Annotated in this window: 21 protein-coding genes and 2 tRNA genes; 7 read left to right on the forward strand and 16 right to left on the reverse strand. The window is 61.0% G+C overall.

Annotated features, from left to right (window positions below):
- Positions 1-125: 125 nt before the first annotated feature.
- The 6 genes from panB (at position 126) to ACMGGN_RS18540 (ending at position 9,586) form a co-directional block, all read left to right on the forward strand.
- Positions 126-926: a 3-methyl-2-oxobutanoate hydroxymethyltransferase gene (gene panB / locus ACMGGN_RS18515; protein ID WP_404602075.1), complete on the forward strand. Its 801-nt coding sequence runs from the start codon at positions 126-128 to the stop codon at positions 924-926.
- Entirely contained in the window at positions 923-1,786 is an 864-nt protein-coding gene (gene panC, locus ACMGGN_RS18520) for a pantoate--beta-alanine ligase (RefSeq protein WP_119688255.1), read from the forward strand. The genes panB and panC overlap by 4 nt, the downstream gene beginning before the upstream one ends.
- Before the next feature lie 142 nt (positions 1,787-1,928).
- On the forward strand, positions 1,929-3,593 hold the full coding sequence (gene pgi, locus ACMGGN_RS18525; RefSeq protein WP_012312664.1) for a glucose-6-phosphate isomerase: 1,665 nt from the start codon (positions 1,929-1,931) through the stop codon (positions 3,591-3,593).
- Between the two features lie 129 nt (positions 3,594-3,722).
- On the forward strand, positions 3,723-5,657 hold the full coding sequence (gene acs, locus ACMGGN_RS18530) for an acetate--CoA ligase (protein ID WP_414156172.1): 1,935 nt from the start codon (positions 3,723-3,725) through the stop codon (positions 5,655-5,657).
- A 42-nt stretch (positions 5,658-5,699) separates the two neighbouring features.
- Entirely contained in the window at positions 5,700-6,569 is an 870-nt protein-coding gene (locus ACMGGN_RS18535) for an oxygenase MpaB family protein (protein WP_414156173.1), read from the forward strand.
- 80 nt (positions 6,570-6,649) lie between these two features.
- The gene (locus tag ACMGGN_RS18540; protein WP_414156174.1) at positions 6,650-9,586 is read left to right on the forward strand and encodes a DUF748 domain-containing protein; all 2,937 of its coding nucleotides are present in this window, start codon (positions 6,650-6,652) and stop codon (positions 9,584-9,586) included.
- A gap of 134 nt (positions 9,587-9,720) precedes the next feature.
- On the opposite strand, the gene ACMGGN_RS18545 is transcribed toward ACMGGN_RS18540, so the two are convergent.
- Positions 9,721-10,134, reverse strand: coding sequence for a VOC family protein (locus tag ACMGGN_RS18545; RefSeq protein WP_046788159.1), 414 nt, complete (start codon positions 10,132-10,134; stop codon positions 9,721-9,723).
- 60 nt (positions 10,135-10,194) lie between these two features.
- On the opposite strand from ACMGGN_RS18545, the gene ACMGGN_RS18550 reads away from it, so the two are divergent.
- Positions 10,195-10,497 (forward strand): putative quinol monooxygenase, encoded by a 303-nt coding sequence (locus tag ACMGGN_RS18550; protein WP_204919640.1) that lies wholly within the window; start codon positions 10,195-10,197, stop codon positions 10,495-10,497.
- Positions 10,498-10,573: 76 nt separating this feature from the next.
- Here ACMGGN_RS18550 and ACMGGN_RS18555 read toward each other — a convergent pair whose 3' ends face one another.
- The 15 genes from ACMGGN_RS18555 to ftsH all read right to left on the reverse strand — a co-directional run bounded on the left by ACMGGN_RS18555 (position 10,574) and on the right by ftsH (position 25,718).
- On the reverse strand, positions 10,574-10,933 hold the full coding sequence (locus ACMGGN_RS18555) for a BON domain-containing protein (RefSeq protein ID WP_414156175.1): 360 nt from the start codon (positions 10,931-10,933) through the stop codon (positions 10,574-10,576).
- Between the two features lie 264 nt (positions 10,934-11,197).
- Positions 11,198-13,303: a polyribonucleotide nucleotidyltransferase gene (gene pnp / locus ACMGGN_RS18560; protein ID WP_046788156.1), complete on the reverse strand. Its 2,106-nt coding sequence runs from the start codon at positions 13,301-13,303 to the stop codon at positions 11,198-11,200.
- Positions 13,304-13,554: 251 nt separating this feature from the next.
- Positions 13,555-13,824, reverse strand: a complete 270-nt coding sequence (gene rpsO, locus ACMGGN_RS18565) for a 30S ribosomal protein S15 (protein WP_012274241.1) — start codon at positions 13,822-13,824, stop codon at positions 13,555-13,557.
- 146 nt (positions 13,825-13,970) lie between these two features.
- Positions 13,971-14,888: a tRNA pseudouridine(55) synthase TruB gene (truB, locus tag ACMGGN_RS18570; protein WP_046788155.1), complete on the reverse strand. Its 918-nt coding sequence runs from the start codon at positions 14,886-14,888 to the stop codon at positions 13,971-13,973.
- Between the two features lie 3 nt (positions 14,889-14,891).
- Positions 14,892-15,290, reverse strand: coding sequence for a 30S ribosome-binding factor RbfA (rbfA, locus tag ACMGGN_RS18575; RefSeq protein WP_012312655.1), 399 nt, complete (start codon positions 15,288-15,290; stop codon positions 14,892-14,894).
- A 116-nt stretch (positions 15,291-15,406) separates the two neighbouring features.
- Entirely contained in the window at positions 15,407-17,938 is a 2,532-nt protein-coding gene (infB, locus tag ACMGGN_RS18580) for a translation initiation factor IF-2 (RefSeq protein WP_046788154.1), read from the reverse strand.
- Between the two features lie 27 nt (positions 17,939-17,965).
- Complete coding sequence (nusA, locus tag ACMGGN_RS18585) at positions 17,966-19,447, reverse strand: transcription termination factor NusA (protein WP_046788153.1); 1,482 nt, start codon at positions 19,445-19,447, stop codon at positions 17,966-17,968.
- A 59-nt stretch (positions 19,448-19,506) separates the two neighbouring features.
- A complete protein-coding gene (gene rimP, locus ACMGGN_RS18590) occupies positions 19,507-19,965 on the reverse strand; it encodes a ribosome maturation factor RimP (protein ID WP_042111874.1) in 459 nt (152 codons plus the stop codon).
- A gap of 130 nt (positions 19,966-20,095) precedes the next feature.
- Positions 20,096-20,172: transfer RNA gene (locus ACMGGN_RS18595), tRNA-Met, on the reverse strand.
- 98 nt (positions 20,173-20,270) lie between these two features.
- Positions 20,271-20,356 (reverse strand) — tRNA-Leu (locus ACMGGN_RS18600).
- Positions 20,357-20,377: 21 nt separating this feature from the next.
- Positions 20,378-20,770 (reverse strand): preprotein translocase subunit SecG, encoded by a 393-nt coding sequence (gene secG / locus ACMGGN_RS18605; RefSeq protein WP_012312651.1) that lies wholly within the window; start codon positions 20,768-20,770, stop codon positions 20,378-20,380.
- A gap of 4 nt (positions 20,771-20,774) precedes the next feature.
- Positions 20,775-21,530, reverse strand: coding sequence for a triose-phosphate isomerase (tpiA, locus tag ACMGGN_RS18610; RefSeq protein WP_039603947.1), 756 nt, complete (start codon positions 21,528-21,530; stop codon positions 20,775-20,777).
- Between the two features lie 66 nt (positions 21,531-21,596).
- On the reverse strand, positions 21,597-22,937 hold the full coding sequence (glmM, locus tag ACMGGN_RS18615) for a phosphoglucosamine mutase (protein ID WP_046788152.1): 1,341 nt from the start codon (positions 22,935-22,937) through the stop codon (positions 21,597-21,599).
- A 16-nt stretch (positions 22,938-22,953) separates the two neighbouring features.
- Complete coding sequence (gene folP, locus ACMGGN_RS18620; protein ID WP_323613352.1) at positions 22,954-23,805, reverse strand: dihydropteroate synthase; 852 nt, start codon at positions 23,803-23,805, stop codon at positions 22,954-22,956.
- An 8-nt stretch (positions 23,806-23,813) separates the two neighbouring features.
- Positions 23,814-25,718 (reverse strand): ATP-dependent zinc metalloprotease FtsH, encoded by a 1,905-nt coding sequence (gene ftsH / locus ACMGGN_RS18625; protein ID WP_012312647.1) that lies wholly within the window; start codon positions 25,716-25,718, stop codon positions 23,814-23,816.
- Positions 25,719-25,734 lie beyond the last annotated feature (16 nt).

A 25,734-nucleotide genomic window follows, 5' to 3' on the forward strand; every position in this document is an offset into this window, starting at 1 on the left:
CCCGTATTTAGGCCCGGACGGACCTGTGCCCCGAACATCACACGCGATGATGTGCCGCTCCGGAAGATGACTACACGCGTTGTTGGCGGTCGTTTTTCACAGCGCCTGAACGAGGATTTTCCTACATGCCTGAAGTAACCCTGACCACCCTGCACGGCCTCAAGGCCAAGGGTGAAAAGATCACCATGCTGACCTGCTACGACGCTACCTTTGCCAAGGCTGCAAGCCAGGCCGGCGTCGAAGTGTTGCTGGTGGGCGACTCCTTGGGGATGGTCCTGCAGGGCCATGACAGCACGCTGCCCGTCACCACGGCGGAAATGGCCTACCACACCGCCTGCGTCAAACGCGGCAACGAGGGTGCGCTGATTCTTGCCGACCTGCCGTTCATGGCCCACGCCACCCCCGAGCAGGCCTTCGCCAACTGCGCCACGCTGATGCAGGCCGGCGCCCACATGATCAAGCTTGAAGGCGCTGCCTGGCTGGGCGAGACCATTCGCCTGCTGGCCGAGCGCGGTGTGCCGGTGTGCGCTCACATGGGCCTGACCCCGCAAACCGTCAACGTTCTGGGCGGTTATAAAGTGCAGGGGCGCCAGGAAGCCCAGGCACGGCAGATGCGCGCCGATGCCATCGCCCTGGAACAGGCCGGCGCCGCCATGCTGTTGCTCGAATGCGTACCCAGCGAATTGGCCGCAGAAATTACCCAGGCCGTCAGCATCCCAGTGATCGGTATCGGTGCCGGCAACGCTACCGACGGCCAGGTGCTGGTCCTGCACGACATGCTGGGCTTGTCCCTTAGCGGTCGGGTACCAAAGTTCGTGAAGAACTTCATGGTCGGCCAACCGGACATCGCGAGCGCACTTGCCGCCTACGTCAAGGCCGTCAAAGACGTCAGTTTCCCAGCGAGCGAGCACGGATTCAGCGCATGAACACAGTCAAGACCGTCCGTGAACTGCGCGCAGCCATTGCGCGCGCCCGTGGCGAGGGCAAGCGTATCGGCTTCGTGCCAACCATGGGCAACCTGCACAGCGGCCATGCTGCGCTGGTGACCACAGCGGCCCAACGTGCCGACTTCGTCGTTGCCAGCATCTTCGTCAACCCGCTGCAGTTCGGCGCCAACGAAGACCTCGACAAGTACCCACGCACCCTCGCCGCCGACCAAGAGCGCCTGCTCCAGGCTGGCTGCAATCTGCTGTTCGCTCCCACTGTCGAAGAGATGTACCCCGACGGTATGGCCGTGCAGACCCGCGTCAGCGTGCCGAACCTTTCCGAAGGCCTGTGTGGCGCAAGCCGCCCGGGGCATTTCGAGGGCGTAGCCACCGTGGTCAGCAAGCTGTTCAACATGGTGCAGCCCGATCTCGCGGTGTTCGGCGAAAAGGACTACCAGCAACTGGCGGTGATTCGCGCCATGGTGCGTGACCTGAACATGCCGATCCAGATCATCGGCGAGCCGACCGTGCGCGCCGAGGATGGCCTGGCGCTGTCGTCGCGTAATGGTTACCTGACGGCAGAACAGCGTGCTACCGCCCCGGTTGTGTACCGCACGCTACAGCAGATCGGCGACGCCATCAGCCGTGGCCAGCGCGACTTTGCAGCGCTGGTTGCCGATGGGCAGGCTCAGCTGACAGCGGCCGGCCTGCGCCCGGACTATCTGCAGGTACGCCATGCGCTGACCCTTCGCCCAGCGATGGTCGATGACCGGGACCTGGTGATTCTGGTGGCGGCCTACCTGGGTAACACGCGGCTTATCGACAACCTTTACGTGCATCTGGACGAAAAGACTGCATGATGCCGGGGGCTGCCCTGCAGCCCCAAATTCCCCTCCCCGCCCCATTCCCTGCGCGCAACCAATGCCTATAATGATGGCCAGCCTGAACCTGGCCATGACGCCCCTGTCCAAGGCCACACTACGCAACAAGGAATTCTGCGCAATGGCGTATTACCGGACACCCCATGATGTTACGGCCCTGCCAGCCTGGCAGGCCCTCCAGCAGCACCGCGACGCCATGCAGGATTTCAGCATGCGCGAAGCCTTCGCCGCCGACTCCAAGCGCTTCGACGAGTTTTCCCTGAGCTGCTGCGGCCTGTTCCTCGACTACTCGAAAAACCTGATCAACGAACAAAGCCGCGACCTGCTGGTGCAGCTGGCCGAACAAGTCGGCCTGCAGGATGCGATCAAGTCGATGTTCAGCGGCGAAATCATCAACGCCTCCGAAGGCCGCCCGGTGCTGCACACCGCCCTGCGCCGCCCGGTGGGTGACAAGCTCAGCGTCAACGGCGTCAACGTGATGCCCGAGGTGCACAAGGTACTCAACCAGATCACCGAGCTGGTGGGGCGTATCCATGACGGGCTGTGGCGTGGCTACAGTGAGAAGCCGATCACCGATGTGGTCAATATCGGCATCGGCGGTTCTTTCCTGGGCCCTGAACTGGTTTCCGAGGCGCTGCTGCCCTACGCCCAGCGCGGCGTGCGCTGCCACTACCTGGCCAACATCGATGGCAGTGAGTTCCATGAGCTGTCGGCCAACCTGCGCGCCGAAACCACCTTGTTCATCGTCTCGTCCAAGTCGTTCAACACCCTCGAGACCCTGAAAAACGCCATGGCCGCACGTACCTGGTACCTGGCCCAGGGCGGTTCGGAAGCCGAGCTGTATCGCCACTTCATCGCCGTATCCAGCAACAAGGCTGCCGCCGTAGCCTTCGGCATCCGCGAAGAGAACATCTTCCCCATGTGGGACTGGGTCGGCGGGCGCTATTCGCTGTGGTCGGCCATCGGCCTGCCGATCGCCCTGGCCATCGGTACCGCCAACTTCAAGGAACTGCTGTCGGGTGCCTACACCATGGACCAGCACTTCCAGACCGCGCCGTTCGAGAAAAACATGCCAGTGCTGCTGGCCCTGCTGGGCGTCTGGTACGGTAATTTCTGGGGTGCCCGCAGCCACGCGATCCTCCCTTACGATCATTATCTGCGCAACATCACCAAACACTTGCAGCAGCTGGACATGGAGTCCAACGGCAAGAGCGTGCTGACCGACGGTACGCCAGTGAAGACCGATACCGGCCCGGTGATCTGGGGCGGCGTTGGCTGCAACGGCCAGCACGCCTACCACCAGTTGCTGCACCAGGGCACCCAGCTGATCCCGGCCGACTTCATTGTCCCGGTGGTGAGCTTCAACCCGGTTGCCGACCACCATCAGTGGCTGTACGCCAACTGCCTGTCGCAAAGCCAGGCGCTGATGCTGGGCAAAACGCGTGAGGAGGCCGAGGCCGAATTGCGCCAAAAGGGCCTGAATGAAGCCGACATCGAAAAACTCGCTCCACACAAGGTGATCCCGGGCAACCGCCCGAGCAACACCCTTGTGGTCGAACGCATCAGCCCGCGTCGCCTTGGCGCGCTGGTGGCGATGTATGAGCACAAGGTGTTCGTGCAGAGCGTGATCTGGGGCATCAACGCCTTCGACCAGTGGGGCGTGGAACTGGGCAAGGAGCTGGGCAAGGGTGTCTACCAGCGTATCGTCGGCAGCCTGGAAGACAGCGCCGAAGATGGTTCCACCCAAGGCCTGATCAACTACTTCCGCGGCCGTCACCGCGGCTGACCGGTTCCGGCGTCTTCGTGGCCAGCCCGCGAAGACGCCGGCACAGGTTGAACACCTCTTCCAGCTACACTGTCCAATCGAATAGCCGTTGCAGTCCACCGCCCCGACAAGAGCAAAGGACCACCTGCCATGTTCGATATACGCGACTACCCCCAGGCCCTGGCCGTCAGCCAGTCCGCCAGCCTTTCTACCGACGACTACAGCCGCCTCTACCGCCAGTCGATCGAAGACCCTGACACCTTCTGGGCCGAACAGGCCAAACGCCTGGACTGGATCAAACCGTGGTCCAGCGTACAGCAATGCAACCTCAAGACCGGCGAAGCTCGCTGGTTCGAAGGTGCCCAGCTGAACGTCAGCTACAACTGCATCGATCGCCACCTGGCCCAGCGCGGCGAGCAGACCGCCCTGCTGTGGGAAGGCGACGATCCTGCGGACTCCAAGGCCATCACCTACCAAGAGTTGCACCGCCAGGTCTGTCGCTTGGCCAATGCACTCAAGGCACGTGGCGTGAAGAAAGGCGACCGGGTATGCATCTATATGCCGATGATTCCCGAAGCTGCCTACGCCATGCTTGCCTGCACGCGGATTGGCGCGATCCACTCGGTGGTGTTCGGCGGTTTTTCCCCGGATGCGTTGCGCGACCGCATTCTCGATGCTGACTGCCGCACCGTGATCACCGCCGATGAGGGCGTACGCGGCGGCAAACGCATCCCGCTCAAGCAGAATGTCGACAAGGCAATGGCCAGTTGCCCGGACGTCAGCAGTGTATTGGTGGTGCGCCGCACCGGTACCGATGTAGCCTGGAGCGAGGGCCGCGACCTCTGGTATGACCAGGCAACGGAAAGCGCGGGTGACGACTGCCCACCTGAACCCATGGAAGCCGAAGACCCGCTGTTCATCCTCTACACCTCCGGCAGCACCGGTAAGCCCAAGGGCGTGCTGCACACCACCGCCGGTTACCTGCTGCAGGCCACCATGACCTTCAAGGTGGTGTTCGACTACCGCGACGGCGAGGTGTTCTGGTGCACCGCCGACGTGGGCTGGGTCACCGGCCACAGTTACATCGTCTATGGCCCGCTGGCCAACGGCGCGGTTTCACTGATGTTCGAGGGCGTTCCCAACTACCCGGACACCTCGCGGTTCTGGCAGGTGGTGGACAAGCACAAGGTCAATATCTTCTATACCGCGCCCACCGCACTGCGGGCGCTGATGCGTGAAGGTTCTGGCCCGTTGCAGGGTACGTCGCGCAAGAGCCTGCGCCTGCTCGGCAGCGTCGGCGAGCCGATCAACCCAGAGGCGTGGGAATGGTACTTCGAGGAGGTCGGCCAAAAACGCTGCCCCATCGTCGACACCTGGTGGCAAACCGAAACCGGCGGCATCATGCTCACCCCGCTGCCCGGCACGCAGAAGCTCAAGCCAGGTTGTGCGACACAACCGATGTTTGGCGTGCAACCGGTGCTGCTGGATGACCAAGGCAAGCCGATCGAAGGGCCCGGCGCCGGCCTGCTGGCGATAAAGGCCAGTTGGCCGGGGCAGATCCGCAGCGTCTACGGCGACCACCAACGCATGGTCGACACCTACTTCAAACCCATGCCAGGCTATTACTTCACCGGCGACGGTGCCCGCCGCGATGCCGATGGCGACTACTGGATCACCGGCCGCATCGATGATGTGATCAACGTTTCCGGCCACCGCATCGGCACCGCTGAAGTGGAAAGCGCACTGGTATTGCATGAAAGCGTCGCCGAGGCCGCAGTGGTCGGTTACCCCCATGATCTCAAGGGCCAGGGTGTGTATGCGTTCGTGACGACCATGAACAGCGTGACAGCGGACGATGCCCTGAAAGCCGAACTGTTGGCACTGGTCAGCAAGGAAATCGGCAGCTTCGCCAAACCCGAGCTGATCCAGTGGGCGCCGGCCTTGCCCAAGACCCGCTCGGGCAAGATCATGCGGCGTATACTGCGCAAGATCGCCTGCAACGAACTCGACACCCTGGGCGACACCTCGACCCTGGCTGACCCGAGCGTGGTGCAGGGGTTGATCGACAAACGCCTCAACCAATAGCCGGCGGCACCTGTTCATGGCCGCCCTGAACGACAGGTCACCATGGAAGCCCTACGCCGCCGTATCGAAACCCAGGTCATGAGCCTCACCGGGCTGGCCCTCGGCCAGCTCGACCTGGAATCCCCCAAGGGTGACCCCGGCCTGTTCGGCCCGCACAGCATGAGCTGGCGGGTGCATGGCGATTTCCCCAGCATGCTGGTTGGCGGTATCAGCGCCCTGATGCTGCAACTGCTGCACCCGCTGGCATTGGCGGGCGTGTGGGACCACTCCAACTTTCGCCAAGACCTGCTCGGCCGCTTGCGCCGCACCAGCCAATTCATTTCGGGCACGACATTCGGCTCGACCCGTGACGCCGAGTGGCTGATCGACAAGGTGCGCACCATTCACCTGCAAGTGACCGGGACTGCGCCCGATGGCCGTCCATACGCTGCCAGCGACCCCGATTTGCTGACCTGGGTACATGTGGCCGAAGTCAGCAGCTTCCTCGCGGCCCACCTGCGCTATCGCGACCCGCAGCTGTCACGCACCGAGCAGGATGCCTATTACGACGAAATCGCCCTGATCGCCGAACGCCTCGGCGCCCGCGATGTGCCCCGTTCATGCCAGCAGGTCGACGAGTACCTGCAGCGTATGCGTCCTCAATTGCACTGCGACGCGCGCAGCCTGGAAGTGATCGAGATCCTGCTTCAGGCCCCTGCACCGAGCCGTCTTGCCGAGCCGGTTGGCAGGTTGATGCTGCAAGCGGGTATCGACCTGTTGCCGGCCTGGGCCCAGGCCATGCTCGGCCTGCATCAGGGCCCGCTGCAGCAGCGCATGATCCGTTTGGGGCTAAGCCGCACCGCCCCCGTGCTGCGTTGGGCCATGCGGGACGGTTCGGCGCATCGCGCCAAAAGGCGCATGGGGATCGAGTGAGCGCAAATGCCGCGCCCCCAGCGGAACCGATTTAACCTGCCATACTCCAAGCTCTCCTGCCTGGACAGACGAAGCGACACATGTACAAAGGATTGACTCGCGCCCTCGGCGCCCTGTTGGCTCTCGTGGCCCTCTACAGCCTGCTTGGCTTCCTCATCGTTCCTGGCGTTGCCCTGCGCATCGCCAACCAGCAGCTGGCCCAATACGCCACACTGCCGGCGCACCTTCAGCGTATCGAGCTCAACCCGTTCAGCCTCGAGCTGACGCTGTGGGGCCTGCAGATCGGCGAACCGGGCAAAGAACAGGTAGGGTTTGAGCGGCTCTATGCCAACCTTGCGCTCGACAGCCTGTGGAGCGGCGCCCTGCACCTGCAGGCGATCGAACTCGACAAACCCCGCAACGAAGTGCTGTTCGCCAAGGACGGCACGCTCAACCTCACCCAACTGTTCAAGCTGCCAGCCAGCGAACCCAAAGCTCAAGAGCCTGCATCCGATCCGTTCCCCTTGCGCATCGGCAGCATCAAGCTCAGCGCTGGCTACCTGCATTTTGCCGATGCGCGTCCAAGCGAGCCGATCGAATTCATCTACGACGACATGAACCTGGAGCTGAAAAACCTCAGCACCTTGCCGGACGACAACGCTGACATGACGTTGGTGGCATTGGGCCCTAACGGTGGGCGCATCGACTGGAACGGCACCTTGAGCCTTGCGCCTATAGCTTCAAAGGGCACTCTGAAAATCACCGACGGCAAGATGAAGCTGTTCTGGCCCTACGTTCGCGATGCCGTGCCGCTGGTGCTGGAGGACGGCGTGGTCAACCTCGACACGCACTACACGCTCAACCTGTCCAAGGAAACCGAGCTGCTGCTGGACAACACCTCGGTACGTGTCGCGCCATTCGCCATAAAGGCGCCAGATGGTCGCCCACTGGTACGCCTGGCGAGCCTCGATGTCAGCGAAACCAGCATCGACCTGGCCAAACAGCGGGTTACCGTGGGCAAGATCCGCAGTGAAAAACTGGAAACCTGGGCCGCCCTGGAGCAGGACGGCCAGCTCGACTGGCAGAAACTCTTCGCCAGCCAGCCGGCCAAGCCCACGCCGACGGAAAAGGCAGAGCCGGCCGCCGCCGAACCGGCTCCCGACGACAAGGCAGCCAAGGAACCAGGCAAGCCATGGCAAGTGCTACTCAAGGACGTTCAGCTGCGCAATTATCAGGTGCACCTGGCCGACCGTAGCCAGAAAGAGCCAGTTGCGCTGGACGTTGGGCCTCTGAACGTCGACCTTCAGGGCTTCGACAGCCTCAACCATTCACCCTTCACCCTCAAGCTCGACACCGGCATTGGCAAGCAGGGCAAGTTGCAGGCCAGTGGCGAGGTCAACCTGGCGCCGGTCAGCGCCAGGCTCGATGTCAGCACACGCGACATCGACCTGCGTATTGCGCAGGCCTATATCAGTCCGTTCATCCGCCTGGAGCTGCGCAGCGGCATGCTTGCCAGCGACCTCAAGGTCGACCTCAAAGGCACCGAACCACTGGCCTTCACCGTGGCCGGCAAGGCGCAGGTCAACCAGTTGCACACCCTGGACACCATCAAGAACCGCGACTTCGTCAAATGGCAACAGGTGAATGTGGACGGCCTGGCCTATGTGCACGGTGATGCCCTGTCGATCGACAAGGTAACCCTGCTGCAGCCCTATGCCCGCTTCATCATCAACGAAGACCGCACCACCAATGTCGATGACCTGCTGATCCCGCAGCCTGCCAATGCCCCCGCGCCAAGCCAAGCCAAGCCGGCCAGCACCCAAAGCAGCAAGCCGCTGGGCATCCGCATCGGGCAGATCAGCATCAACGATGGTTCAGCCAACTTTGCCGACCTCACTCTGACACCTAACTTCGCCACGGCGGTGCAGCAGCTCAACGGCCAGATCGGCACCATCGACAACCGCAAGCCGGCGCCGGCCAAGGTCGACATCAAGGGCAAGGTCGACCGTTATGCACCGGTTACCATCAAAGGCGCGCTGAACCCGTTCAACCCGATGGCAAGCCTGGATATCGCCACCAGCTTCAAACGTGTCGAGCTGACCACGCTGACGCCCTACTCTGGCAAGTTCGCCGGCTTCCGTATCCGCAAGGGCCGCCTGAACCTCGACCTGCACTACCTGATCACCAATGGCCAATTGAAGGCCGAGAACAAGCTGGTGGTCGAGCAATTGCAGTTGGGTGAGAAAGTCGATAGCCCGGATGCGGTCGACCTGCCGATCCGCCTGGCGGTCGCGTTGCTCAAAGACACCGAGGGCAAGATTTCGATCGAGCTGCCCGTGACCGGCGACCTCAACAACCCGCAGTTCAGCGTCATGCCAATCGTCTGGCAGACCTTGCGCAACCTTGTGCTGCGTGCGGCGCAGGCACCGTTCAAGTTCATCGGCGGGTTGATAGCAGGCGGCGGCTCCCAAGACCTCGGCAATGTATCGTTCGCCCCAGGTTCCAGCGAGCTCAGTGGCGATGCGCAATCGGCCCTGGACAAGCTCGCCTCGGCCCTCAAAGAGCGCCCTGAACTGCGCCTGGAAATCGAAGGCACCAGTGCCCAGAGCAGTGATGGCCCACTGCTCGCTCAGCAGCGCCTGGAGCGGGAGTATCAGGCCACCTGGTACAAGATCCTGCAACGCCGTGGCGACAAGGTGCCAGCCAACGCCTCCATGCTGGTGGTCGACGACAGCGACAAGCCGGCCATGCTCGAAGGCATCTACCGTACCCGTCTGAAACAGCAACCACCGGCCGACTGGGAACAGCTGAGCCGCGAGGAGCGCACCGCCAGGCTGCGCGAGGCGGTAATCAAATCATGGGCCGAAAGTGCCGCATTGCTGCGCACCCTGGGCCAGGAGCGGGCCAGCAGTATCAAGGACTACCTGGTCGACAAGGGCAAGCTTGAGGATGACCGGGTGTATTTCATCGATACCACGCTGGGGCAGGCTGAATCAGATGGCCGGGTGATTACGCCGATGCATCTGGATGCTGAGTAAACAATTTCTGCCCTGACGCGCCCTGTAGGAGCGGCCTTGCGTCGCGAAAGGGCCGCAAAGCGGCCCCAGGATATCAGCGGCGCCACAGCTATCCTGGGACTGCTGCGCAGCCCTTTCGCGACGCAAGGCCGCTCCTACGAAAGCCGCTGCCCGGATACCGCCGGGTGGTACAGCGGCTGCACCTTGTTGCCTGCCGGGTCCAGCAAGTGGAAGCTGCGCGCGCCATCCCCATGATTGAAAGGCCGGTCCAGCAAGGTCACCCCACGAGCCTTGAAGTACTGATACCAGGCCTCCAATTCCTCCACGCTGTCGACGATGAAGCCGTAGTGATCCAGCGTCTGCAGGCCATTGGCAGCCCCTGCCCCCCGCCCCAGCGAGAGGTTGTCGTTACCACACGTCAAGTAGACCAGATCCTCGTTGGCTCGATTCAACACCTCCATGCCCAGCACATCGACATAGAAACGCTCGCACTCTTCAAGGTTGGGCACCAGCAGGGCGATATGGCGCAGGCCATTGAGACGACCGGGGCGTGCAGGTAATTCAGACATTAGCGCGACTCCATTTTTGTATACAATTCATAATAGAATTTAAAACAAAAGGAGCTTCATGTGTATAGCTTGTTCATCAAGACGCGCGTCAAGCCTGGTTGCGCCGAACGCTTTCTCACGGCCATCAAGGTAAACGCTGCCGCCTCCGTGGCCACGGAACCCGGGTGCCTGGTGTTCGATGTGTCACAGGACCGGGTCGATCCGGAGGTAATCTACCTGTACGAAATCTACCGCGACGACGAGGCATATGAAGCGCATACCCGCACTGCGCACTTTCGTGACAGCCGCCCCCTTGTAGAGCCTCTGATCGCCGAGCAGGAGTATTTCGAAAGCAACGTTATCGCGCGTAACCCAGCGAATTGAGCGGTAACGAAAAGCCCCGGCCAAGGCCGGGGCTGTTTTGAAAGGTGGCCAGATCCTTTGGCCGACGGGACATTCCTTATTCGGACTTCAGACCATCAGACATGACGCTCTTGACGCCCTTGATGTTCTTGGCAATGCGGACCGCTTCTTCTTTCTGAGAATCGGTGACCTTCACGTCAGAAGACAGCGACACGACGCCTTGGCTGGTTTCGACTTTGATGTCACTGCCTGGAACGCCTTTTTCAGTCATCAGGTCAGCTTTGACTTTGGTGGTGATCCAAGTGTCGGAGCCTTCCTGTTGCATGTTGTCCACAGTGTCGTTGGCAGCCAGCATGACTGGAGCCTGGACAGGCTCGGCGGCGAACGCACCATTAGCCATGGTCAGGGTCAGGGCAGTAGCAGTAGCAGTAGCGGCAGCAATGGCGAACTTCTTCATGTGAGTCACTCCTGTTTTTCGAAAGGTCTGCGCCGTATGTCCTGGCGGCAGGTATGAAGGTAGTTGCACGGGCTGTGCCAGGTTTTAATATTTAATTTTTTCCTTGCATATCAACTACTTACTAAAATCACAACAAGTCATCAATCGTGCAAATTGCAACCTGCGAGATAAATCTGCGTGCAAGATGCAAGTGTGCAAAAGGTTCCGTGCAGACAATAAAAAAGGGCCCGCTAAGGGCCCTTTTTATACAACGTTGCAGGGCGCTTAGACGCCCGAGGCCTTGGCCGCGGCAACGTCTTTGATCGACAGCTTGATACGGCCGCGGTTGTCCACGTCCAGTACCAGCACTTCGACTTCCTGACCTTCTTTCAGAATATCGGTCACTTTCTCTACGCGCGCATCGCTGAGCATGGAGATGTGTACCAGGCCGTCCTTGCCAGGCAGGATGTTGACGAAGGCGCCGAAGTCGACGATACGCTCGACCTTGCCCACGTAGATCTTGCCGATCTCGGCTTCAGCGGTGATGCCCAGAACGCGCTGACGCGCGGCTTCTGCAGCTTCTTTGGTTTCGCCGAAGATCTTGATCGAGCCATCGTCTTCGATATCGATCGAAGCTTTGGTCTCTTCGCAGATGGCGCGGATGGTGGCGCCGCCTTTACCGATGACGTCACGGATCTTGTCGGTGTCGATCTTCATCGCGATCATGGTCGGGGCGTTGGCCGACAGCTCGGTACGCGACTGGCCAATGATCTGGTTCATCTGGCCGAGGATGTTCAGGCGCGCTTCCAGGGCCTGGCCCAGGGCGATTTCCATGATCTCTTCGGTGATGCCGTTGATCTTGATGTCCATCTGCAGTGCGGTAACGCCTTTGGCAGTACCGGCAACCTTGAAGTCCATGTCGCCCAGGTGGTCTTCATCACCCAGGATGTCGGTCAGGACTGCGAACTTCTCGCCTTCCTTGACCAGGCCCATGGCGATACCGGCCACCGGTGCCTTCATCGGTACACCGGCATCCATCAGTGCCAGGGAAGCACCGCAGACCGACGCCATGGAGCTGGAACCGTTGGACTCGGTGATTTCCGACACAACACGGATGGTGTACGGGAACACGTCAGCGGCAGGCAGCATGGCCTGTACCGAACGGCGGGCCAGGCGGCCGTGACCGATTTCACGACGGCCAGCACCGCCCATGCGACCACACTCGCCCACCGAGAACGGCGGGAAGTTGTAGTGCAGCATGAAGGGGTCTTTCTTCTCGCCTTCGAGGGTGTCCAGCAGCTGGGCGTCACGGGCAGTACCCAGGGTCGCGACGACCAGGGCCTGGGTTTCACCACGGGTGAACAGTGCCGAACCGTGCGTCTTCGGCAGAACGCCGACTTCGATGTTCAGCGGGCGAACGGTCTTGGTGTCACGACCATCGATACGCGGCTTGCCGTTGACGATGTTTTCGCGAACGGTGCGGTATTCGATCTCACCGAAGATTTCTTTTACTTCGCTGGCCGATGGCTGGCCTTCTTCACCGGAGAACTTGGCGATCGCCTGGTCGCGCAGCTCGCCCAGGCGCGCGTAGCGGTCGGCCTTGACGGTGATGGTGTAGCCCTGCGAAACGGCTTCGCCGAATTCAGCGCGAATGGCGTTGAACAGCTCGGTGTTGGCAACGGCAGGTTTCCAGTCCCAGGTCGGCTTGGCAGCTTCGGCAGCCAGCTCTTTGACAGCCTGGATAACGGCCTGGAATTCGTCGTGAGCGAACAGTACAGCGCCCAGCATCTGGTCTTCGGTCAGCTCTTGGGCTTCCGACTCAACCATCAGCACGGCGTCGGAAGTACCGGCAACGACCATGTCCAGGCTCGAGGCAGCCAGTTGCTCGTAAGTCGGGTTCAGCAGGTAGCCGGTGCTTTCGTGGAAGGCAACACGGGCAGCGCCGATCGGGCCTTCGAACGGGATGCCGGAGATGGCCAGCGCAGCCGAGGTACCGATCATCGCAGCGATGTCCGGATCGGTCTTCTTGCTGGTCGATACCACGGTGCAGACGACCTGGACTTCGTTCATGAAGCCTTCAGGGAACAGCGGGCGGATCGGACGGTCGATCAGGCGCGAGGTCAGCGTCTCTTTCTCGGAAGGACGGCCTTCGCGCTTGAAGAAGCCACCCGGGATCTTGCCGGCGGCGTAGGTCTTTTCCTGGTAGTGGACCGACAGAGGGAAGAAGCCCTTGCCTGGATCGGCCTGCTTGGCACCGACCACGGTCACCAGCACGGTGACATCGTTGTCGACGGTAACCAGCACGGCGCCGGTTGCCTGACGGGCAATGCGGCCCGTTTCGAGAGTAACGGTCGATTGACCGAACTGGAATTTCTTGATTACCGGGTTCACGGTTTCCTACCTTTTTTCAGTGGCTCTGGGGGAACTGGTTTCTTGCGAATTCTTGGGCAGAACGGGGAATCGGCCCCATTGACCGTCCAGATACAACACGAGGCTGGGAGCCTGGCGCCGAGCGGAAAAAACCGCTCGGCGTTGCCAGGCTGCCAACCTCGAAGATACGCGTGGCGTGTCCGACGCAAACGCTGCCAAGCAGCGCTGGCGAAGCATGCGACACGCCATGCACACCACTGACCAGGCCGCTATTAGCGACGCAGGCCCAGGCGACCGATCAGGGCGCTGTAACGAGTGGTGTCTTTGCCCTTCAGGTAGTCCAGCAGCTTACGACGCTGGTTAACCATGCGGATCAGGCCACGACGCGAGTGGTGGTCTTTACCGTTGGCCTTGAAGTGGCCTTGCAGCTTGTTGATGTTCGCGGTCAGCAGAGCGACCTGAACTTCCGGGCTACCAGTGTCACCAGCAGCTTGCTGGAAGTCGGTAACGATTTGAGCTTTTTCTTCAACGCTGAGGGCCATGTGGCTTCTCCTGATAACGGAACCCGCAAGCGGGTCCAATAGGCCAGGGACAAATCCCTGTATTAATAAAAAAGGTGTGACCGTGCCTACTGACAGCCACCCTTGTATCCGCAGGCCACAGCATGAGCCGAAGCCTGCGGTTTCGATCATTCCGACCGAATCAGTCGACGCGGCGCAATACGCCCGTCTTCGCTCACTTCACCGATACCGATGAAACGACCATTGTGATCCTGTACCCGGACCATGCCAAATTGCGGCGCGTCCGGAGCACGTACCGCCTGGCCATGCAGCCAGTAGAACGCGCTGTGTTCGGACAAGCCGATCAGCGGCCAGTCCTGCAGGCCACTGTCCGAAGGCATGAGGAAGCGATCGAGCGCTTCGTTGCCGCCTTCGGCGTGGGCCTGTTCGAGTTCCTCGAGGGTCACGGTCTGGGCCAGCTCGAAGGGCCCGGCGTGGGTCCTGCGCAGCTCGGCAACATAGGCGCCACAGCCGAGGGCCTCGCCGATATCCTCCACCAGGGTGCGGATATAGGTGCCTTTGCTGCATCCTACGCTCAGCCGTGCACGGGTGCCTTCGCACTCGAGCAACTCCAAGCGGTTAATAGTAACAGAACGCGCCTCGCGCTCCACTACCTCTCCTGCACGTGCCAGCTTGTAAAGCGGCTGACCGTCACGCTTGAGCGCCGAGTACATCGGCGGTATCTGGCTGATCGGGCCGCGAAAACGTGGCAGTAGCGCCTCGATGTCGGCACGACCAACGGTCACTTCACGGGTTTGCAGGACCTCGCCTTCAGCATCGGCAGTATTGGTAGTCTGCCCCAGCTGCATGACGGTTTCGTAGCCCTTGTCGGAATCGAGCAGGTACTGCGAAAACTTGGTCGCTTCGCCGAAGCACAGCGGCAGCACGCCGGTGGCCAACGGGTCGAGGCTGCCGGTGTGGCCGGCCTTTTCCGCGTTGAGCAACCAGCGCACTTTCTGCAGTGCGGCGTTGGAGGTGAACCCCAGTGGCTTGTCGAGCAGGATGATGCCGCTGACGTTGCGGCGGATACGTTTGACCTGGGCCACCGGTTACTCCTTGGTGTCCTGCTCGTCGGTATCCTTGTGCAGGCGGTCTTCGGCCACTGCACGCTCGATCAGCGCCGACAGGTGGACACCACGGCTGACGCTCTCATCGAAATGGAAGTGCAACTGCGGCACGCTGCGCAGCTGCATCGAGCGGCCCAGGTGCAGGCGCAGGAAGCTGGCAGCGCTGTTCAGCGCCTTGAGCGATTGCTGCACTGCGTCCGGCGTTTCTTCACCCATGACGGTGATGAAGACCTTGGCATGGCCCAGGTCGCGACTGACGTCGACGGCGGTGATGGTCACCAGGCCGACGCGTGGGTCCTTGACTTCACGGCGGATCAGTTCTGCCAGCTCGCGCTGCATCTGATCACCGATACGTTGGGTACGGCTGTATTCTTTGGCCATTCTTGCTACCTGTAACTTAAAGCGGCAAACGCCCGGTCAGGCTGAAGCCTGACCGGGCGCTACCTACTGAGGGGCTGCCCACCGCCCTGGGGCGGGGGCCGACACCCTGCTCGCCCTTAAAGGGTACGAGCAACCTGGACTTTCTCGAAGACTTCGATCTTGTCGCCGACCTTGACGTCGTTGTAGCTCTTGACGCCAATACCGCACTCCATGCCCGAACGCACTTCTGCAGCGTCGTCCTTGAAACGACGCAGCGATTCCAGCTCGCCTTCGAAGATGACCACGTCGTCGCGCAGTACGCGGATCGGACGGTTGCGGTACACGGTACCCTCGATGACCATACAGCCAGCGATGGCGCCGAACTTCGGCGAACGGAACACGTCACGCACTTCGGCCACACCCAGGATGTTCTCGCGAACATCGCTGCCGAGCATGCCGGTCAGGGCCTTCTTGACGTCTTCGATGATGTCGTAGATCACGTTGTAGTAACGCATATCCAGACCTTCCTGCTCGACGATCTTGCGCGCACCGGCATCGGCACGCACGTTGAAGCCGAACAGCACCGCATTGGACGCCAGCGCCAGGTTGGCATCGCTCTCGGTGATACCACCGACGCCGCCACCGATCACGCGAACCTGAACTTCGTCGTTGCCCAGGCCGCCGAGCGAACCCTGAAGTGCTTCCAGGGAACCGCGCACGTCGGTCTTGAGGACGATGTTGAGGGTCTTCTTCTCTTCCTGACCCATGGTCTCGAAGATGTTTTCAAGCTTGCCGGCGTGAGCACGGGCCAGCTTGACCTCGCGGTATTTGCCCTGACGGAACAGTGCAACCTCGCGGGCCTTCTTCTCGTCGGCAACCACGGACAGCTCGTCACCGGCTTCCGGAGTGCCATCCAGGCCGAGGATTTCGACCGGGATCGACGGGCCGGCTTCCTTAACAGGCTTGCCGTTCTCGTCCAGCATGGCACGCACGCGGCCATAGTTGGAGCCGCACAGGACCATGTCGCCCTGACGCAGGGTACCGTCCTGAACCAGGATGGTCGCCACCGGGCCGCGGCCCTTGTCCAGGCGCGATTCGACAACCACACCACGACCAGGCGCGGTCGGAGTGGCCGTCAACTCGAGGACTTCGGCCTGCAGCAATACGGCTTCAAGCAGTTCGTCGACGCCCGTACCCATCTTCGCCGAAACCTTGACGAACGGCGTGTCACCACCCCATTCCTCGGAGGTGACGCCTTCGACAGACAGCTCGTTACGGATGCGATCGAGGTCAGCACCAGGCTTGTCGATCTTGTTCACCGCAACCACCAGAGGGACGCCAGCTGCCTTGGCATGCTGAACGGCTTCACGGGTCTGTGGCATCACGCCATCGTCCGCCGCCACCACCAGGATGACGATGTCGGTCGCCTTGGCACCACGGGCACGCATCTGAGTGAACGCAGCGTGGCCTGGGGTATCGAGGAAGGTGACCATGCCGCGGTCGGTTTCCACGTGGTAGGCACCGATGTGCTGGGTGATACCACCGGCTTCGCCAGCGGCAACCTTGGCACGACGGATATAGTCGAGCAGCGAGGTCTTGCCATGGTCAACGTGACCCATGACGGTAACGACCGGTGCACGCGACTCGGCCTGGCCTTCGAACTTCAGCGATTCGGCCAGGGAATCTTCCAGGGCGGTATCGCTGACCAGGGTGACCTTGTGGCCCAGCTCTTCTGCGATCAGCTGAGCGGTTTCCTGGTCGAGCACCTGGTTGATGGTGACCGGAGTGCCCATCTTGAACATGAACTTGACGACTTCAGCGGCCTTGACCGACATCTGCTGCGCAAGCTCCGAGACGGTGATGGTCTCGCCGATGGTCACGTCACGGATGACCGGACCGGTCGGGTTCTGGAAGCCATGCTGGTTACGCTTCTTCAGCTTGCCCTTGCCACCACGACCACGGCGAGCGCCATCGCTCTCTTCGTCGGTGGTGCGCGGAGCGGCGCGAGGGGTCGGAGCCTTTTCTTTCTCCTTCACCTTGACCTTGATCGACACACGTGGCGCCTCGCCACGGCGACGGTCGTCATCGCGAGTACGGCTTTCGTTGCGACGGGTCTCGTCCTTCTTGCGCTCGGCAGCACGGGCTGCAGCGTCTTCGGAAGCCGGGGCGTTAGCGACCGCCGGTGCTGGTGCCGGAGCAGCAGCAGCCGGTGCCGGCTCGGCCTTGGCAGCCGGCGCAGCGGCAGCAGTAGCGGTCGCGTGGCGACGAGCCTGCTCTTCGTTACGCTGGCGAACGTCGGCGTCGACCTTGTCACGCGCGGCATTTTCAGCCGCACGGCGCTCGTCCTGCTCACGTTTCTGCTCAGCCTGAATCTCTTCAGGGCTGCGCTGAACGAATACTTTCTTCTTGCGTACTTCTACGCTGATGCTTTTGCTACCGGCGACACGCAGGGTGCTGGTGGTCTTGCGCTGCAAGGTAATCTTGCGCGGCTCTTCCGCCTTGCTCTTGTGGCTGCTCTTCAAATGGGTCAGCAGAGTCTGCTTCTCATTGTCGGTCACTACCTGACCGGCGTCGGTGTGCGGCAGACCTGCCTCACGCATCTGCTGCAGCAGGCGCTCTACCGGTGCCTCGACCTCTTGGGCCAGTTCTTTCACCGTGACTTGCGTCATGCACTTCTCTCCTCAGGCCGCGCCTAATTACTCGAACCAGTGGGCTCGGGCGGCCATGATCAACTTGCCGGCACGCTCTTGGTCGATGCCGTCGATGTCGAGCAGGTCGTCAATCGACTGCTCGGCCAGGTCTTCGCGGTTAACCACGCCGCGCACCGCCAGTTCCGCCGCCAGGTCCTTGTCCATGCCCTCAAGGGAGAGCAGGTCTTCGGCCGGATGGGCGTCTGCCAGTTTTTCTTCGGTAGCGATGGCCTTGGTCAACAAACGGTCCTTGGCTCGAGCGCGGAGCTCATTGACGATATCCTCGTCAAAGCCATCGATGTTGAGCATTTCTTCCAACGGTACGTAGGCAATTTCTTCAAGGCTGGTAAAGCCTTCGTCGACCAGCACTTGGGCCAGCTCCTCGTCGACTTCCAGTTCCTCGATGAAGTTGCGCAGGATGTCACCGGTTTCCGCCTGCTGTTTGGCCTGGATGTCCTTCTCGGTCATCACGTTCAGGGTCCAGCCGGTCAACTGACTGGCCAGGCGAACGTTCTGACCACCACGGCCAATGGCCTGGGCCAGGTTGTCCTCGGCAACGGCGATGTCCATGGCATGGGCATCTTCGTCAACGATGATCGCCGCGACTTCAGCCGGCGACATGGCGTTGATGACAAATTGCGCCGGGTTCTCGTCCCACAGGACGATATCCACACGCTCGCCACCCAGCTCGCCGGATACGGCCTGGACGCGCGAACCGCGCATGCCGATACAGGCACCCTGCGGGTCGATGCGCTTGTCCTTGGAGCGGACGGCGATCTTGGCACGCGATCCCGGATCACGGGAAGCGGCCATGACTTCAATGAGGCCTTCTGCGATTTCCGGCACTTCGATGCGGAACAGTTCGATCAGCATCTGTGGCGCGGTGCGCGACAGGATCAGCTGCGGACCGCGGTTCTCGGTGCGGATTTCCTTGAGCAGCGCACGCAAGCGCACGCCAACCCGGAAGGTCTCACGTGGAATGATGTCTTCGCGAGCCAGCAGCGCCTCGGCGTTGTTGCCCAGGTCGACGATGACGTTGTCGCGGGTAACCTTCTTGACAGTACCGGAGATGATCTCGCCAACGCGTTCGCGGTAGGCATCGACCACCTGGGCGCGCTCGGCCTCACGGACCTTCTGCACGATGACCTGCTTGGCGGTCTGGGCGGCGATACGACCGAATTCGATGGACTCGATCTTCTCCTCGATCACGTCACCCACCTTGGCTTCAGGGTGAGTCTCGTGGATCTTGGCCAGCCAGGTCTCGATTGCCGGATCGTCCAGATCGGCTTCGTCGACCACGGTCCAGCGACGGAAGGTCTCGTAGCTACCGGTGTGGCGGTTGATTTCCACACGCAGGTCGACTTCGTCTTCAAAACGTTTTTTGGTTGCAGTAGCCAAGGCCACTTCCAGCGCTTCGAAAATGACGCCGGGCGGTACACCTTTTTCGTTGGATACCGATTCAACAACCAGCAGTACTTCTTTGCTCATCGTACGCCTCGCCTTGCGCAAGCCATTGGGCCCGGATAGTCCGCCGGGCCCGGCACGTCTCAGTCAAAACTGGGAATAATATTGGCCTTGTCGATCGAGTCGATCGGCAACAGGAACTCATGACTGTCCACCTGGACCACCACATCCTGCTCCTCCACACCGCGGAGAAGGCCCTGGAAGTTACGACGACCCTCGAAGGGCGTACGCAGCTTGATCTTCACTTGTTCGCCGGCATGCGAGGCAAACTGTTCCAGCGTGAACAGCGGGCGATCCATGCCTGGAGAGGACACCTCAAGGGTATATTCACTGCTGATCGGATCTTCCACATCAAGAATGGCGCTGGCCTGACGGCTGACCGCTTCACAGTCTTCCACCAGAATGCCGCCTTCCTTGTCGATATAGATGCGCAATACCGAATGCTTACCCTGGGAAACGTACTCGATCCCCCAGCATTGATAGCCCAGACCCTCGACCACCGGGGCCAACAAGGCCTGCAACTGTTCTAGCTTGCTCGACACCTGAACCCCCTCGTGCATGCTGTGCAAATAAAAAATGGGCGAAGCGCCCATCCCTGAAAGCGCCGTTGGACAACGACGCCGTAAACTGTTCGGCTAGCAAAAAGCCCCTGAAAAGGGGCTCCGCTGAAGCTGGTTGCGGGGGCTGGATTTGAACCAACGACCTTCGGGTTATGAGCCCGACGAGCTACCAAGCTGCTCCACCCCGCGACAAAGCTGGGGCGAAAGTATAAGACTGAACCCGTCGCTGGGTCAATCTAACCTCCACCTGCAAGAAAGCCCGCTAAAGCGGGCTCTCAAGCTTTAATTGGTACCGAGAAGGGGACTCGAACCCCTACACCCTATGGGCACAACCACCTCAAGGTTGCGTGTCTACCAATTCCACCACCTCGGCAATATTACTTCTTGAAACCCGTTACTTCTGCTCTTCGGCTGGAGGAGGTACGTCACCCGCTGGGGTGGTTTCGCTCTTCTGCTCCTGGAGCACCGGTACATCATCATTTACTGCCGGCTTTGGCTGCTTTACTTCCAACACCGCTGGATCCGGAAGTCCCGCCTGACCAAGCTGGTGAGCTTGTTGCTTGGCGAAGTATCCTAACCCAAGTGCTGTCAAAAAGAAAGTGGCAGCAAGTATAGCAGTGAATTTACTCAGGAAGGTAGCAGAACCTTGGCTTCCGAACACAGTATTTGAAGCACCTGCGCCGAAAGATGCACCTGCTTCCGCACCCTTACCCTGTTGCAACAGCACCAGCACTACAAGCGACAGCGCTGCCAACAGATGAAAAACAACGATGACTGTTTCCAGCATTTGTTCAGTTTCCTGCGGCGCGACAAATTGCACCGAATTCGTCTGCGTTCAGGGATGCTCCACCAATGAGCCCCCCATCAATATCCGGCATGCCGAACAGTTCGGCCGCATTGGCCGCCTTCACGCTACCGCCGTAGAGAAGCTGCACATTTTGCGCAACTTCGGCGTCCTTCGCTGCCAACTGCTTACGGATGGCTGCATGCACATCCTGAGCTTGCTGCGGCGAGGCCGTCAAACCTGTACCGATGGCCCATACAGGCTCATAGGCAATTACTGCATTGGCAAAAGCGGCAATACCGAACGCGTCGATAACACTGCTTAGTTGACGCCCTACAACTTCAAGCGTCTTGCCTGCTTCGCGCTCTTGTAGAGTTTCCCCTATGCAGAGCACCGGCGTCAAACCACTTTTCTGAGCAGCTGCAAACTTGCGATTAAGCACTTCTTCACTTTCACCGATAACCTGGCGACGTTCGGAGTGACCAATCAACACCAACTTGCAACCCACTTCAGCCAACTGACTCGGTGCAACTTCACCAGTCAGCGCACCCTGTTCGGGCTGTACTGCAGAATTCTGTGCTCCAACGATGATTCCTTTGCCTTTCAGGCCATCAATGACTTCATTGATGAACAGGGCCGGAGGAAAAACCGCGACTTCGATACCTTCGGGAATGAGCATATTGCCCAAGCCCTGAGTCAGCTCAGCGACGCTGGCGCGGGTACCGTGCATCTTCCAGTTACCAGCTACCATGGGGCGACGCATGCTTTACCTCGTCGGTCAAAGTGGGCGCAGATCTTACCCAACCAGATCTGCGCTGGCAAGCCCAATTCAGACACAAACTTCAGCGACCAGTTTGGCCAGGGCTTCGGCATGCGTGCGCACCTGGCTTTCATCGTCACCTTCAACCATCACCCGCACCAACGGCTCGGTGCCCGACTTGCGCAACAGCACACGCCCACGCCCTGCCATGTCCTCGGTAACCTTGGCACTGGCCTCCTTGACAGCCGGATGTTCCAGGGGGTCGACCTTGCTGGCCCCGAAGCGAACATTGATCAACACCTGCGGGCACTTGCGCAAGGCCTGGCGAGCCTGCGCCAGGGTCTCGCCGCGGCGCTTGAGCGCCAGCAGTACCTGCAGTGCGGCAATGATCGCATCACCGGTGGTGGTGTGGTTGCAGCACACGACATGCCCGGAGTTTTCACCCCCCACCAGCCAGCCGCGCTCCAGCAGCTCGGCCATGACGTAACGGTCGCCAACCTTGGCCCGCACGAAAGGAATGTCCAGGTCCTTGAGTGCAAGCTCCAGGCCCAGGTTACTCATCAGCGTACCGACCACCCCGCCCTGCAGCTTGCCCCGCTCGTGCAGGTCCCGGGCGATGATGAACAGCAGCTCGTCGCCATCGACGATCGCGCCGGTATGATCGACCATCAACACCCGGTCACCATCACCGTCGAAGGCAATGCCCAAGTCGGCGTGACCGACCAGCACTGCCGCCTGCAGCGACTCGATGTGGGTCGAGCCGCAGCTTTCGTTGATGTTCAGGCCGTCAGGCTGCGCATGCAGCACCGTCACTTCGGCACCCAGCTCGCGGAACACGCTCGGCGCGACTTTGTAGGTGGCGCCATGGGCGCAGTCGACCACCAGCTTGAGCCCTTCGAAGCCGGTGCTGGACGGCACACTGCTCTTGCAAAACTCAATGTAGCGGCCAGCGGCATCGTTGATACGCGAGACCTTGCCCAGCTTGCTCGAGCCGACCACCGTCATCGGCTGGTCAAGAAGCTCCTCGATCATCAGCTCGATTTCGTCGGGCAGCTTGGTGCCCTGGCCTGAGAAGAACTTGATACCGTTGTCATCGTGCGGGTTGTGCGAAGCACTGATGACGATACCCGCTTCAGCATGGAAGGTACGGGTCAGGTAGGCGATGGCCGGGGTAGGCATCGGCCCGAGCAGCAAGACGTCAGCACCTGCAGCAGAAAGGCCCGCCTCGAGCGCGGACTCGAACATGTAACCGGAAATGCGCGTGTCCTTGCCCACCAACACGCGGCAGTTACCCTGCTTGCGGAAGGCCATGCCCGCCGCCCAGCCCAGCTTCAGCATGAAGTCAGGGGTGATCGGGTATTCGCCGACGCGGCCACGGATGCCGTCGGTACCAAAGTATTTTCTGCTCATAGGGACTCCAATGTTCTTATTCGGCGTTCTGTACCGCAGCAATCATGCGCACCACATCGGCGGTCTCGGCCACATCATGGACGCGCAGAATGCTGGCACCCTTGGTCATGGCCAAGGCCGCCAGCGCCAGGCTGCCGTACAGCCGCTCACCAACCGGACGATCCAGCGTCAGGCCGATCATGCTCTTGCGTGAAACACCCACCAACAACGGGCGCCCGAGACTGTAAAGTGCTTCCATATGCTTGAACAGGCTCAGGTTATGCGCCAGTGTCTTGGCGAACCCGAAACCCGGGTCGAGGATGATGCGTTCGGCACCGATACCCGCTGCTGCGCAAGAAGCCATCCGCTGTTCAAGATAGCGCGTTACATCGGCGGTCACATCCTCGTAATGCGGGTCGTCCTGCATGTTCCCCGGCTCGCCGCGCATGTGCATCAGGCACACCGGCAGCCCGGTATCTGCAGCGGCATCGAGGGCGCCATCACGCTCCAGCGCACGCACGTCGTTGATCAGGCCAGCACCGAGGCGAGCCGACTCACGCATGACGGCAGGCGTTGAGGTATCGACCGAAATGACCACATCAAGGCGACTGTTGATTGCCTCGACCATCGGCGCCACACGCTCGAGCTCCTCGGTCACCGAGACCGCACGGGCGCCGGGGCGCGTCGATTCGCCGCCGATGTCGATCAGCGTCGCGCCCGCCGCAACCATGGCTTCTGCATGACGTAGGGCCTCGTCGCGCTGACTGAAGCGCCCGCCATCAGAGAAGGAATCGGGGGTGATATTGAGGATACCCATGACATGGGTACGGGACAAATCAAGAACCCGGTTGCCGCAAGGCAACCGGGTCGGGTACAGCTTAGAGCTCATAGATGCCCTTAGTGTTGAGCCGCTGGGCCGCCGATCGGCGATTCAGGGCGATCATTCTGGGCAGCAGGCGTGCCCGAAGTCTTGTCGTCATCCCAGTCACGCGGTTCGCGAGGCGTACGACCGGACATGATGTCGTCGATCTGGTCGGCGTCGATGGTCTCGTACTTCATCAGCGCTTCGGCCATGGCATCGAGCTTGTCGCGGTTGTCGGTCAGCAGCTGCTTGGCAGTGGCGTAGCACTGGTCGATGATGCTGCGCACTTCCGAGTCGATCAGCTTGGCCGTTTCGCCAGAAACACTGGCGTGCTGGCTGCCGGCGCTGCGGCCGAGGAAAACCTCGCCCTCTTCTTCGGCATACATCAGCGGGCCGAGCTTCTCGGACAGGCCCCACTTGGTGACCATGTTCCGGGCAATCTGGCTGGCACGCATGATGTCGTTCGAGGCACCGGTGGTAACACCGTCGAAGCCCAAGGTCATTTCCTCGGCGATACGGCCACCGTACAGCGAGCAGATCTGGCTGATCAGCGCACGCTTGGACAGGCTGTAACGGTCTTCCTCGGGCAGGAACATGGTCACACCCAGGGCGCGACCGCGCGGGATGATCGAGACCTTGTAAACCGGGTCATGCTCAGGCACCAGGCGACCAACGATGGCGTGACCGGCCTCGTGGTAGGCGGTGTTCTGTTTTTCCTTCTCGGACATGACCATGGTCTTGCGCTCGGCGCCCATCATGATCTTGTCTTTGGCCAGTTCGAACTCTTTCATCTCGACCAGGCGCTTGTTGGAGCGCGCAGCGAACAGCGAAGCTTCGTTGACCAGGTTGGCAAGGTCAGCACCGGAGAAGCCTGGAGTACCACGGGCAATGACTGCCGGGTTGACGTTCTCGCCGATCGGAACCTTGCGCATGTGAACCTTGAGGATCTGCTCACGACCACGGATGTCTGGCAGGCCGACCACCACCTGGCGGTCGAAGCGGCCAGGACGCAGCAGGGCCGGGTCCAGTACGTCCGGACGGTTGGTGGCGGCGATGACGATGATGCCATCGTTCATTTCAAAGCCGTCCATCTCGACCAGCAACTGGTTGAGGGTCTGCTCACGCTCGTCGTGACCACCGCCCATGCCGGCGCCACGGTGGCGACCAACGGCGTCGATCTCGTCGATGAAGATAATGCATGGGGCGTGCTTTTTGGCCTGCTCGAACATGTCGCGCACACGGCTGGCACCCACACCGACGAACATCTCGACGAAGTCCGAACCGGAAATGGTGAAGAAAGGCACCTTGGCTTCGCCGGCAATGGCCTTGGCCAGCAAGGTCTTACCGGTACCCGGTGGGCCGACCATCAATACGCCACGCGGGATGCGGCCGCCCAGGCGCTGGAACTTGCCCGGGTCGCGCAGGAACTCGACCAGCTCGCCGACTTCTTCCTTGGCCTCGTCGCAACCTGCAACGTCAGCCAAAGTGGTCTTGACCTGGTCTTCGGACAACAGGCGCGCCTTGCTCTTGCCGAAACTCATCGGCCCGCCCTTGCCGCCTGCGCCGCCCTGCATCTGGCGCATGAAGAACATGAACACGGCAATGATCACCAGGATCGGGAAGCTCGCCACCAGCAGCTGAGTCCAGATGCTCTGCTGCTCGGGCTGCTTGCCTTCGACGACCACGTTATTGTCGACCAGGTCGCCGATCAGGCCGTTATCGGTAATGGCCGGGCGAACGGTCTTGAAGCTGTCGCCGTCGGCGCGCTTGCCGGTAATGATGTAGCCGTCGACGGTCACACGCTCGACCTTGCCATCCTTGACCTGCTGGATGAAGTCGGAGTAGTTGAGGGTCTGCGGCTCGTTAGGGCTGGAGAAGTTGTTCATCACTGTCACCAGGACAGCTGCGATGATCAACCACAGGATCAGATTCTTTGCCATGTCGTTCAATTCGCTA

Source organism: Pseudomonas sp. BNK-30 (assembly GCF_047456185.1).
GTDB classification, from domain to species: domain Bacteria; phylum Pseudomonadota; class Gammaproteobacteria; order Pseudomonadales; family Pseudomonadaceae; genus Aquipseudomonas; species Aquipseudomonas putida_E.

What these genes read in the sequence shown, in the direction of transcription:
- panB (WP_404602075.1), top strand. Translation starts at nt 126, where the DNA reads ATGCCTGAAGTAACCCTGACCACCCTGCACGGCCTCAAGGCCAAGGGT.
- panC (WP_119688255.1), top strand. Translation starts at nt 923, where the DNA reads ATGAACACAGTCAAGACCGTCCGTGAACTGCGCGCAGCCATTGCGCGC.
- pgi (WP_012312664.1), top strand. Translation starts at nt 1,929, where the DNA reads ATGGCGTATTACCGGACACCCCATGATGTTACGGCCCTGCCAGCCTGG.
- acs (WP_414156172.1), top strand. Translation starts at nt 3,723, where the DNA reads ATGTTCGATATACGCGACTACCCCCAGGCCCTGGCCGTCAGCCAGTCC.
- ACMGGN_RS18535 (WP_414156173.1), top strand. Translation starts at nt 5,700, where the DNA reads ATGGAAGCCCTACGCCGCCGTATCGAAACCCAGGTCATGAGCCTCACC.
- ACMGGN_RS18540 (WP_414156174.1), top strand. Translation starts at nt 6,650, where the DNA reads ATGTACAAAGGATTGACTCGCGCCCTCGGCGCCCTGTTGGCTCTCGTG.
- ACMGGN_RS18545 (WP_046788159.1), bottom strand. Translation starts at nt 10,134, where the DNA reads ATGTCTGAATTACCTGCACGCCCCGGTCGTCTCAATGGCCTGCGCCAT.
- ACMGGN_RS18555 (WP_414156175.1), bottom strand. Translation starts at nt 10,933, where the DNA reads ATGAAGAAGTTCGCCATTGCTGCCGCTACTGCTACTGCTACTGCCCTG.
- rpsO (WP_012274241.1), bottom strand. Translation starts at nt 13,824, where the DNA reads ATGGCCCTCAGCGTTGAAGAAAAAGCTCAAATCGTTACCGACTTCCAG.
- rbfA (WP_012312655.1), bottom strand. Translation starts at nt 15,290, where the DNA reads ATGGCCAAAGAATACAGCCGTACCCAACGTATCGGTGATCAGATGCAG.
- infB (WP_046788154.1), bottom strand. Translation starts at nt 17,938, where the DNA reads ATGACGCAAGTCACGGTGAAAGAACTGGCCCAAGAGGTCGAGGCACCG.
- nusA (WP_046788153.1), bottom strand. Translation starts at nt 19,447, where the DNA reads ATGAGCAAAGAAGTACTGCTGGTTGTTGAATCGGTATCCAACGAAAAA.
- secG (WP_012312651.1), bottom strand. Translation starts at nt 20,770, where the DNA reads ATGCTGGAAACAGTCATCGTTGTTTTTCATCTGTTGGCAGCGCTGTCG.
- tpiA (WP_039603947.1), bottom strand. Translation starts at nt 21,530, where the DNA reads ATGCGTCGCCCCATGGTAGCTGGTAACTGGAAGATGCACGGTACCCGC.
- glmM (WP_046788152.1), bottom strand. Translation starts at nt 22,937, where the DNA reads ATGAGCAGAAAATACTTTGGTACCGACGGCATCCGTGGCCGCGTCGGC.
- folP (WP_323613352.1), bottom strand. Translation starts at nt 23,805, where the DNA reads ATGAGCTCTAAGCTGTACCCGACCCGGTTGCCTTGCGGCAACCGGGTT.
- ftsH (WP_012312647.1), bottom strand. Translation starts at nt 25,718, where the DNA reads ATGGCAAAGAATCTGATCCTGTGGTTGATCATCGCAGCTGTCCTGGTG.